This is a genomic window from Aquibium pacificum, assembly GCF_040839445.1.
Classification (GTDB): Bacteria; Pseudomonadota; Alphaproteobacteria; order Rhizobiales; family Rhizobiaceae; genus Aquibium; species Aquibium pacificus.
Genome location: NZ_JBDPGJ010000002.1, coordinates 1,054,378 through 1,065,620 on the forward strand (window position 1 = coordinate 1,054,378; position 11,243 = coordinate 1,065,620).

Annotated in this window: 7 protein-coding genes; all 7 read left to right on the forward strand. The window is 63.8% G+C overall.

Annotated elements, in window-relative coordinates; genetic code table 11:
• Nucleotides 1–60: 60 nt before the first annotated feature.
• Nucleotides 61–4,653: a PAS-domain containing protein gene (locus tag ABGN05_RS11520; RefSeq protein ID WP_367954147.1), complete on the forward strand. Its 4,593-nt coding sequence runs from the start codon at nucleotides 61–63 to the stop codon at nucleotides 4,651–4,653.
• A 476-nt stretch (nucleotides 4,654–5,129) separates the two neighbouring features.
• The gene (locus ABGN05_RS11525; protein ID WP_367954148.1) at nucleotides 5,130–6,167 is read left to right on the forward strand and encodes a substrate-binding domain-containing protein; all 1,038 of its coding nucleotides are present in this window, start codon (nucleotides 5,130–5,132) and stop codon (nucleotides 6,165–6,167) included.
• 80 nt (nucleotides 6,168–6,247) lie between these two features.
• A complete protein-coding gene (gene pstC / locus ABGN05_RS11530; protein WP_367954149.1) occupies nucleotides 6,248–7,621 on the forward strand; it encodes a phosphate ABC transporter permease subunit PstC in 1,374 nt (457 codons plus the stop codon).
• A complete protein-coding gene (pstA, locus tag ABGN05_RS11535; RefSeq protein WP_367954150.1) occupies nucleotides 7,621–8,919 on the forward strand; it encodes a phosphate ABC transporter permease PstA in 1,299 nt (432 codons plus the stop codon). The genes pstC and pstA overlap by 1 nt, the downstream gene beginning before the upstream one ends.
• Before the next feature lie 14 nt (nucleotides 8,920–8,933).
• The gene (gene pstB, locus ABGN05_RS11540) at nucleotides 8,934–9,749 is read left to right on the forward strand and encodes a phosphate ABC transporter ATP-binding protein PstB (protein WP_367954151.1); all 816 of its coding nucleotides are present in this window, start codon (nucleotides 8,934–8,936) and stop codon (nucleotides 9,747–9,749) included.
• Nucleotides 9,750–9,777: 28 nt separating this feature from the next.
• Nucleotides 9,778–10,485, forward strand: a complete 708-nt coding sequence (gene phoU / locus ABGN05_RS11545) for a phosphate signaling complex protein PhoU (protein WP_367954152.1) — start codon at nucleotides 9,778–9,780, stop codon at nucleotides 10,483–10,485.
• Nucleotides 10,486–10,497: 12 nt separating this feature from the next.
• Entirely contained in the window at nucleotides 10,498–11,187 is a 690-nt protein-coding gene (gene phoB, locus ABGN05_RS11550) for a phosphate regulon transcriptional regulator PhoB (protein WP_072607518.1), read from the forward strand.
• The last annotated feature ends 56 nt before the right edge of the window (nucleotides 11,188–11,243 follow it).

Sequence of the window (11,243 nt, forward strand, 5' to 3'; positions counted from 1 at the left end):
TTAACGCTTCTGCGGCATCCTTTCCTATCACAGACCTGTGAAGGGGACGGAGCTGAGCGGGTGAAGAAGCGCGAGGTGGCGGCGGAGGCGAAAATGCCGCCGTCCGGCCAGGAGGACGAGAAGATCGCCGCGACCGCGAGGCTCGGCGGTGGCGGCTTTCCGTCCGGTACCGATCGTGACCGGACCGCGCAGCTCGTCGAGATCGGCAGCGACTGGCTCTGGGAGACTGACGCGGCCCATCGCTGGACCTGGGTCGGCGATGCGTGCATCGAACAGACCGGCATCAAGCGATCGGCCATTGTCGGCCGGTCGCGCATCCAGGCGCTGACGATGCGGGCGCAGGACGATCCGCTCGCGGCGGCGCATCTCTCGGACCTTGCCGCCCGGCGGCCCTTCCGCAGCTTCATCGACGAGGTCAGGGCCAGCCAACCCAACTGCAGATTCGTCGAGCTCTCCGGCGTTCCGCGCTTCGACGCGGCAGGGCACTTTGCCGGATACCAGGGCACCGCGCGCAACGTGACGCCGCTGATGGCGATGTCGGCGGCGCCAACCAGCGCAGCAGACAAACCCGCGGCCACCTTGGGCAGGGAGACCGCCGTCTCCCATGCCGAACGGCTGACGGCGGCGCTCGACCACATGGAAGATGCCTTCACCTATTGCGACGGCGACGATCGCATCGTGCTCTACAACGAAGCGTTCCTGACACTCTTCCGGGGCGTGGAGGACATCGTCCGCCCCGGTCTCCACTTCGACCGGTTCCTCGATGCCTGCCTCGAACGCGGGCTGTTCGACCTCGGCGGGATCGAACCCGACGAATGGCGGAAATCCCTGGCGGAAGCGCACAGGAAGGAGAACGCCGAACCGGCGATATGGCGTCTGGCCGACGGCCGGCAGCTTCTGCGGCGCGAGCACCGCACCGAGGACGGCGGATCCATCGCAATCTGTACCGACATCACCGCGCGGGAGGAAAAGGAGAACCAGACGAGGCAGGCGCTCGCGGCGGCGGAAGCCGTTCGGGAGCGGATGCAGGCGGGGATCGATGCGCTGCCGGACGGTTTCGTTCTGTGGGACAAAGACGACCGGCTCCTCGTCTACAATGATGCCTTCCGACGCGAATATGCGCTGTTGGAGGGTTCCAAACTGGGGCAAAGCTTCGAAGAACTCGTGTCGGAGTATGCACATTCCGGTGCGGTCAGCAGTTTGCGCGGGCGGGAAGCAGAATGGATCCGCGAACAGGTCGAGGCACGGACCAGGGAACTCGACCAGGAGATCCTATACGAAGCACCCGATGGTCGCTGGATGCTGCGCCGCGACCGCCTCACAGCGACCGGAGACCGCGTCGGAACGAGAACCGACGTGACCGAGATGAAGCGGCGGGAGGAGGAACTCGCGCAAGCCAAGAGCTGGGCCGAGCATCTTCTCGCAGACTTCGAGCATACGCTGAACACCATGCGGATGGGCGTCGTCCTTCTCGATCCCGACCTCGAGGCGGAGATAATCAACAAAGCGTTCTACGATCTCTGGAAACTCGATCCCGGCGATGTGAACGTCGGCGATCATTTCCGCGCGCTGATGGACGTGAACCGGCACAACGGGATCTACAACGTGTCGGAATCGCGGTGGGAGGAATACGTCGAGGAGCGCCTTGCAGAGATACGCCGGGGAGACGTGGCGCCGCGTGAGTTCCATCGTGCCGACGGATCGACGCTCATATACTCGGTGACCGCCCTTTCCGGGGGCAAGCGTCTCGTCTGTTACTACGACGTCTCGGAAATGAAGCAGCGGGAGGCGGCCCTCAACGTCGCCGTCGAGCGGATGGGACTTGCCGATGCCGTGATCAACGCGGTCAAGGATCCGATTTTCGTGAAGGACCAGGATCTGCGGTTCGTCTTCGTCAACAAGGCGTTCGCGGCAATGTTCGACAGGATGCCCGGCGAGATGCTTGGTCTGACGGGCGGCGACTTCGTCACGCCGGAAGAAGCCGAACTGTTCGAGGCGAACGAGCGGCGGGTTCTGGAGACCGGCGAACCGTACGAGGTGGAGGAGGATTTCGAGTTCAAGGGTATCGGGCGCTCGAGGGTGGTACGCAAGAACCGGGTGAGCACCGAGAGCGGCAACACCTATGTGAGCGGTTTCGTCTTCGACGTTACCGAAATCCGCCGTCGCGAGAGGGAAGCCGAACAGGCGCGCAACCAGCTTGCGCACGTTCTCGAAACGCTGCCCGCGGGCGTGATCATCTACGACGAGGACGACCGGTTCGTGCTGTCGAACCGGAGCATACACGAATCGCTCCCCGCGATCGCGCATCTCATGCGGCCGGGATGCGCGCTCCGTCCGGCTCTTGAGGAAGGCCATCGGGCCGGCTACTTCAGGCAGTCCGACGATCCCGCGCTCGACGCACTTTACGAGGTCGACCGCGAGGCGTGGATCGAGGGATACCTCCAGCGCTATCATGTCGACCATCACGTCTCGGAAAGGCAGAACGCTGATGGCCGCTGGTTTCAGGTTCACGATACGCGCACCAGGGACGGGCTCTTCGTCGGTGTGCGGGTCGACATCACGGAACTGAAAGAGCGCGAGGCCGCACTCAAGGAGAGCATGCGCGAGAACGAGCTGTTCCGCAGCCTCATCGACAGCGTCCCGGTGGCGATCTACGCCAAGCGCCCGGATCTCCGCATCGTCTACGTGAACCAGGGATGGTCGGACCTGACGGGTATCCCGAAGGAGAACGCGATCGGTCATACCGACGGCGAAGTCTTCGGACCCGACGGCGAAATCTTCATGGAAGGCGACCGCAAAGTCCTTGAAAGTCGCGAACTCCTGGAAATCGAGGAAGTCGCGACCGCGCCCGACGGCAGCATCCGGTACCAGATCGCCCGCAAGGGGCTGATGACCGCGTCCGACGGATCGCTCTATCTGATCGGATCGAGTTCCGACGTGACCGAGATGAAGCGGCGGGAGGAGGAACTTCGCGCCGCGGAACAGCGCGCTGTCCTGGCAGACCGCGCCAAGTCGGAATTTCTTGCCAACATGAGCCATGAGATCCGCACCCCGATGAACGGGGTGCTTGGGATGGCGGAACTGCTGGCGAAGACGGAACTGAACCAGAAGCAGAAGACGTTCACGGACATCATCACAAAGTCCGGCAACGCGCTGCTTACGATCATCAACGACATCCTCGACTTCTCCAAGATCGACGCCGGGCAGCTCGTGCTCGATCCCGCGCCGTTCCACCTGGGCGAGTCCGTCGAGGACGTCGCGACCCTGATGGCTACTCGCGCGAAGGAAAAGGATCTTGAACTCATCGTCCGGGTCGATCCGGAGTTGCCACGCACGGTCGTGGGCGATGCAGGCCGCCTGCGCCAGATCGTGACGAACCTCGTCGGCAATGCGGTCAAGTTCACCGATTCGGGACACGTGCTGGTCGATGTCTCCGGTGATGTCGTCGGCGAGAATGTCAAGCTGCGCTTCCGAGTGACCGATACCGGGATCGGCATTCCCGAGGACAAGCTCGGCCATGTGTTCGAGAAGTTCAGCCAGGTGGACGCCAGTTCCACCCGCCGCCACGAAGGCACCGGCCTTGGGCTGGCGATCACCTCGCGGCTCGTTGCGCTGATGGGCGGAGAGATCGGGGTGGAGAGCGAGTTCGGCAAGGGCTCCACCTTCTGGTTCGACATCCCCCTGCCGCTCGGCGACCTCGAGACCAGGCGCAAGGTTACCCCGCACGACGTGACCGGCGCGCGGGTCCTCATCGTCGACGACAATTCCGTCAACCGGGCGATCCTCATGGAGCAGATGAACGCCTGGGGCTTCGACGCCTGCGCGGCCGAGAACGGTCCAGAGGCGCTGGCCGTGCTCAAGGAGACGGCGCGGCTCGGGGTGCGGGTCGACTGCGTGGTGCTCGACTACCAGATGCCCGGAGTGAGCGGCAGCGACGTCGCCGCCGCCATGCGGACCGTGCCGGCGCTGGTTCACACGCCGATCATCATGCTGACCTCCGTCGACCAGTCCCTGAGCCTGGCGCAGAACCGCGATCTCGGCATCGGCACGCAACTCATAAAGCCGGCGCGTTCGTCGGCGCTTCTGGAAGCGCTCGTGTCGCATATTCAGCGCCACCACGACGACATCGCCATTCCAATCGTGTCCGGCGAACGGTCTCCCGCTGACGAGGAAATAGCTCGTCCCGCGGCGGAGCAGCTGCGGACGGCTCCCCCCGAGACCGCTTCGCCGTCAGGGTATCCGAGCCAGCAATCCCGAAGGCTGGACATCCTGGTCGCCGAGGACAACGAGGTGAATCAGCTGGTCTTCGCGCAGATACTCTCGGACACGCCCTACAGCTTCGAGATCGTCCGCAACGGCCGGCTCGCCGTCGAGGCTCACGCAGAGATGCGGCCGGGCTTGATCCTGATGGACGTCTCCATGCCCGAGATGAACGGGCTGGAGGCAACGAACGCGATCAGGCAGGCGGAGCGGGACACCGAGCACGTACCGATCGTCGGGGTGACCGCCCATGCGCTGAAAGGGGACCGGGAGCGCTGCCTCGCGGCCGGCATGGACGACTACATGTCGAAGCCGATCAGCCCCAACATGCTGCTCGAGAAAATCCAGCGCTGGCTGGAAGCGCCCGAGAGGGCGCTGCACAAGGCAGGCTGAAGCGGCGGAATTCACCTGGCGTCATGGTGTGATCGCACCATACAGCTTCGCGTGGCGGCGCGTTAGGCATAACATACTCATCTCCGGCAACGGGGATACACCGGGCAGATGAGCGACGGCGGGTTGAACACGGCTTCGCGAGCTCCAACCGATCCTGTTCCAAGAAAGACCCGCCGGTGCACGGCTCCTCGCTGTCGCACGGCTCCCCTGCCCGGCTTTTTCTCATCCCGCCACGCAAGCTTCATACGCCGGGATTCTGTCCGGGGATCGGGCCGCCAGCAGAGATCTAAGCTTAGCCGGCTATGAAGATGCCGCCGACGTCTTCCGGTGCGCTTCGGACGACTTCACCCGGGCGACACGAAACTGTCATGCAACTGTAACATGGGAAGGCTAATCGGGCCGCGGCGCTGCTCTCCAGCGCTGAAGGAAGGCGCCGGCAGAGGCGCCGTCGGATTTCCGAACAGGAGTAGGCCCCAATGAAGAAAGTTTTCCTCACGGCGTCGGCTGCGGCCATCGCCCTGACCGCTTCCGCAGGCATCGCTGCCGCGCGTGACCAGATCAAGATCGTCGGCTCGTCGACCGTCTTCCCGTATTCGCAGGCGGCCGCCGAAGAGTATGCGAACAAGACCGGCAACCCGGCTCCCGTCGTCGAATCGACCGGCACCGGTGGCGGCTTCAAGGCGTTCTGCGGCGGCATCGGCCCCGACTTCGCCGACATCACCGGCGCTTCCCGCGCCATCAAGTCGTCGGAAGTCGAACTCTGCGCCGCCAACGGCGTCGACGACATCACCGAAGCCCTCATCGGCTATGACGGCCTCTCGATCGCCCATGCGAGCAGCGCGCCCGACATGGACCTGACCGAGGAGCAGATCTTCAAGGCGCTCGCCGCCGAGCTTCCGGACGGCAATGGCGGCTTCGTCGCCAATCCGAACAAGAAGTGGTCGGACATCGACCCCTCGCTCCCCGACTTCGACATCATCGCCTTCGGCCCCCCGCCCACGTCCGGCACCCGCGACGCCTTCGTCGAACTCGTTATGCATGACGGCTGCAAGGACCTGCCGGGCATGGCCGAACTGAAGAAGTCGGATGCGGACAAGTGGGACGAGGTCTGCTCGCGCATGCGTCAGGACGGCCCCTTCGTCGAAGCCGGCGAGAACGACAACCTGATCGTTCAGCGCCTCGAGGCGGATCCGAACTCCGTCGGCATCTTCGGCTACTCGTTCCTCTACGAGAACTCGGACAAGCTGAAGGCTGTGAAGGTTGCCGGCGTCGAGCCGACTTTCGAAACCATCGCCGACTTCTCCTATCCCGTGGCCCGTCCGATCTTCTTCTATGTGAAGAACGCTCACCGCGACGTGATCCCCGGCATGAACGAGTTCCTCGAGGAGTACGTCTCCGAGGGGGCCCTGGGTGCTGACGGCTACCTGCCGGAGCGCGGCCTGACCCCGCTCTCGGAAGAGAAGCTCATGGAAGTGCAGAAGGCCGTCGCCGACGCCAAGAAGCTCGGCTCCTGATCGAAACCGATACTCCCGGCCGCCTCGAAACGGGGCGGCCGGCTTTCATCGACGAGTAAGGCAGTCCTACGGGGGACGTGATGGCGGGCTATCTGATCGGGCTGATGGCGCTTGCCGCGCTTGCTTCCGCATTTGTCGGCATCTGGCGCGCCCGCAACAAGCGCGACGCCGCGGGCGGAGCGAAATCGCATTCTCGTCCGATCTATCACGGCCTCAACGCGGCCATCTGGACCGGCGTGCCGGCTTTCGTCTTCATCCTGCTTTGGCTTCTGTTCCAGAACAGCGTCATCGATGCCCTCGTTATCGCTTCCTTTCCCGGATCCGATCAGCTCTCCGGTCCGCAACAGGACCTTCTGGTAAGTGAGATCCGCCAGGTCGCTTCCGGCAATATCTTCAAGGAACCATCGCCCGAGGTGCTGGCCGCGGTCGAGCATCTCCGCTCGCTGGAATCCCTCGCGACCTGGGCCATGGTGGCACTCGTCGCCGCCCTCGTCGCGCTTGGGGCTTATTTCGGTTTCCGCGCCATCGAGCATCGGTTCCGGGCGCGTCACAGCGTCGAGCGCTCCGTCACCTGGTTCATGATGTTCTCGTCTCTGGTCGCGATTCTGACCACGGCCGGCATCGTAGCGTCGCTCGTTTACGAGGCACTTCAGTTCTTCGCCCGCGTCCCCGTCACCGAGTTCCTGTTCGGGTTGCGCTGGGAGCCGCAGATCGCGATTCGGGCGGATCAGGTCGCAGGGCAGGGCGCCTTCGGCATGATCCCAGTGCTCTTCGGCACCTTCGTCATTTCGGCCCTTGCCATGGCGGTCGCCGTACCTACTGGCATCCTTTCGGCCGTCTATCTCACCGAATACGCCGGTGAACGCTTCCGAGCCGTCGTCAAACCGCTGCTTGAGATCCTCGCCGGCATTCCCACCATCGTCTACGGCTTCTTCGCTGTCCTGACGGTTGCCCCGGCCGTCCGCAGCCTCGGCCTCGCCATCGGAATCGATGCCGCACCCAACAGCGCGCTTGCTGCCGGCGGCGTCATGGGCGTGATGCTGATCCCCTTCATATCGTCCCTGTCCGACGACGCATTTGCCGCGGTGCCTCGCGCCATGCGCGACGGTTCCTACGCGCTCGGAGCCACCAAGGGCGAGACCATCCGCAAGGTGCTCCTGCCGGCGGCGCTGCCCGGCATCGTCGGCGGCGTGCTGCTCGCGCTCAGCCGGGCCGTCGGCGAAACGATGATCGTCGTCATGGCTGCGGGATTGATCGCCAAGCTGACGCTCAACCCCTTCGATTCCGTCACGACGGTGACCGTCCAGATCGTGACCCTGTTGATCGGCGACAGCGAGTTCGACAACCCGAAGACGCTCGCGGCGTTCGCGCTCGGGCTCATGCTGTTCATCATCACCCTGGGCCTGAACCTGATCGCCTTGCGTACGGTGCGCAAATACCGGGAGAAGTACTGATGGCTCTTTCTGACGGCGCCTCGACTGGATCCGGCGGGGCTGTTGCCTGGAAATCCGACGTCATGGCGGCGCGGCGCAAGGCGCGCTACGCAGCCGACCGGCGGCTGCAGATCTACGGCATGATTGCGATCGCTTTCGCGCTCGGATTCCTCGCGGTTCTCGTCGGTACCCTGGTCTATACCGGCTCCAATGCCTTCAGGCAGTCGATGGTGACCATCGAGATCGATTTCAGTTCGGCCGAACTCGACCGCGAAAACTTGATGGATTCGAACTGGCGCAACGTCTTTCGGGATGCTGTGCGCGACGACATCGGTGAACTCTCGCGGTCGGACGAGCGCGACTACTTCTCCATGTTCACGTCTTCGGCTCCGTTCCTCATCCGGGACCGCATCATGGCCGAACCGTCGCTGCTCGACGGGAGAGCGACCTTTATGGTCCCGCTGTCGGACCCGTTCGATCAGCTGGCCAAAGGTCTCGTGAACACCGATCTTCCGGAAAGCCAGCGCCGCGTGAGCGACCGGCAGATCGCCTTCTACCAAGCGCTCGAACGTAACGGAGCGATCTCGCGGCCGATCAACTGGGGCCTGTTCTTCAATTCCGACAGCCGGTTCCCGGAACTCGCAGGCCTTGCCGGCGCCATCTCCGGGTCCTTCTGGCTTCTCCTGGTATGTTTCCTGATCTCGTTTCCGGCGGGAATCGCCGCGGCGATCTATCTGGAGGAGTTCGCGCCGAAGAACCGCTTCACCGATCTGATCGAGATCAATATCAACAATCTCGCTGCCGTTCCGTCGGTCGTGTTCGGCCTGTTGGGCCTCGCCGTGTTCCTGGGCTGGTTCGGATTGCCGCGCTCTGCCCCTCTGGTTGGCGGCATGGTCCTTGCGCTGATGACGTTGCCAACGATCATTATCGTCACCCGCGCAGCGCTGACGTCTGTGCCTTCCGCAATCAGGGAAGCGGCATTGGGGATCGGAGCCTCGAAGCACGAGGCGATTTTCCATCACATCCTGCCGCTGTCGATGCCGTCCATCATGACCGGAACGATTATCGGTCTCGCACAGGCGCTGGGCGAGACCGCTCCGCTGCTGCTCATCGGCATGAACGCCTTCATCACCAGCCCGCCCGCCGGCGTGTTCGAGGCCTCGACTGCCCTGCCGACCCAGATCTACATCTGGGCCGACAGCCCCGAGCGCGGCTTCGTGGCGCGAACCTCCGCCGCCATTCTCGTGCTGCTCGGGTTCCTCATCGTGATGAACGGCATCGCCATCTTCCTGAGGCAGCGCTTCGAACGCCGCTGGTAATGGAGTAGAAGGACATGAACATGTTGACCGAAGCTGCCGTCGAGAAGAAGCTCATGACCCCGGACGCCGCCACCACGTACAAGATGCGGGGCGAGAAGGTCACCGTGCACTACGGGGAAAAGCAGGCGCTGTTCGACGTCGACCTGAACATTCCCGAAAAGCAGGTGATGGCGCTGATCGGCCCCTCCGGCTGCGGCAAGTCGACCTTCCTGCGCTGCCTGAACCGGATGAACGACACGATCGACATCGCCCGCGTCGGCGGCAAGATCACGCTCGACGGCGAGGACATCTACGACCCCAAGATCGACGTCGTGGAATTGCGCGCCCGCGTCGGCATGGTGTTCCAGAAGCCGAACCCGTTCCCGAAGTCGATCTACGAGAACATCGCCTACGGTCCGCGCATCCATGGCCTGACGAAGAACAAGGCAGAACTCGACGCCGTGGTGGAGTCCAGCCTCCGCAAGGCGGCGATCTGGAACGAGGTCAAGGACAGGCTGCAGGAGCCGGGCACCGGCCTCTCCGGCGGCCAACAGCAGCGGCTCTGCATCGCCCGCGCCATCGCGGTCTCGCCGGAGGTGATCCTCATGGACGAACCCTGCTCGGCGCTCGATCCGATCGCCACCGCCAAGGTCGAGGAACTGATCGACGAGCTTCGCCAGAACTACACGATCGTGATCGTCACGCACTCGATGCAACAGGCGGCCCGCGTCTCGCAGCGCACCGCCATGTTCCACATCGGCTACCTCGTCGAGGAAGGACCGACGGACAAGATGTTCACAAACCCGGACGACAAGCGCACCCAGGACTACATCACCGGCCGCTTCGGCTGATCCGGCACCAGGATACGAGGACAGGACCATGGGCGAGCACACCGTTGCCTCCTTCGACGAGGAACTTCAGAGCATCGATCGCCTCCTTTGCGACATGGGCGAACTCGCCGCCTCGATGGTGGACGACGCCACGCGGGCGCTGCTTTCGACCGACGCGGCACTCGCCCAGCGCATCATCTCCGACGATGCCATCATGGACGCCAAGCAGCGCGAACTCGACGACAAGGCGATCACGCTGATCGCGCGCCGGCAGCCGATGGCGCAGGATCTTCGTGCCGTCGTCAGTGCCATCCGTATGGCAGGCGACCTCGAGCGCATCGGGGACCTGGCCAAGAACATCGCCAAGCGAGTCGGCGCGGTCGGGCTAACATCGACGCCCTCGAGCCTTTCCTACTCGATCGAAACCATGGCGGAACTGGTGTATCACCAGGTCAAGAAGGTGGTCGACCTCTACGTCGCGCGCGAGGCCGAAGCCCTCGTCCCGCTACGCGTCGAGGACGAGAAGATTGACATCAAGTACACTGCGATCTTCCGCGAGCTCCTGACATACATGATGGAAGACCCGCGCAACATCACCGCCTGTACGCATCTCCTGTTCTGCGCCAAGAACCTCGAGCGAATTGGCGATCACGTCACCAACATCGCCGAGAACGCCTACTACGTGATGACTGGCAAACAATTGCCCATGGCGCGGCCAAAGATCGATGAAACGGCGGTAGCCGGCGTAGGTGCCTGAGGAAGACGCGGCATGATTGCGGCAAAGGTCATGGTTGTCGAGGACGAGGAACCGCTCTGCGTCCTCCTAAAGTACAATCTCGAAGCCGAAGGCTATCAGGTCGAGATCGTCACCCGCGGCGACGAGGCCGAGATCCGGCTGCAGGAGAGCGTGCCGGACCTGCTCGTCCTCGACTGGATGGTGCCGGCGATCTCGGGCATCGAACTGTGCAGGCGGCTCAGGATGCGGCCGGAGACGGAACGGCTGCCGATTATCATGCTGACGGCCCGCGGCGAGGAGAGCGATCGCGTGCGCGGCCTCTCGACGGGCGCCGACGACTATCTGGTGAAACCCTTCTCCACGCCGGAATTCATCGCGCGGGTGCGCGCGCTGCTGCGCCGCGCAAAGCCGGAAGTGCTCTCCAGCGTGCTCAAGGTCGGCGATATCGTGCTCGATCGCGAATCGCATCGCGTCTACCGCAAGAAGAGCGAGATCAAGCTCGGACCGACCGAGTTCCGCCTGCTCGAATTCCTGATGCAGCATCCCGGCCGCGTCTTCTCGCGCGGCCAGTTGCTCGACAACGTGTGGGGCGAGACGATCTACATCGACGAACGCACCGTCGACGTCCATGTCGGACGCCTGCGCAAGGCGGTCAACAACGGTCGGATGCCCGACGTCATCCGCACGATCCGCGGTGCGGGTTACGCGATCCGAGAGGCTTGACGTCGTCCGTACCGCGCCTGGAACGGCGCGACCTCGTCCCCGCGCATCCGGCTCCC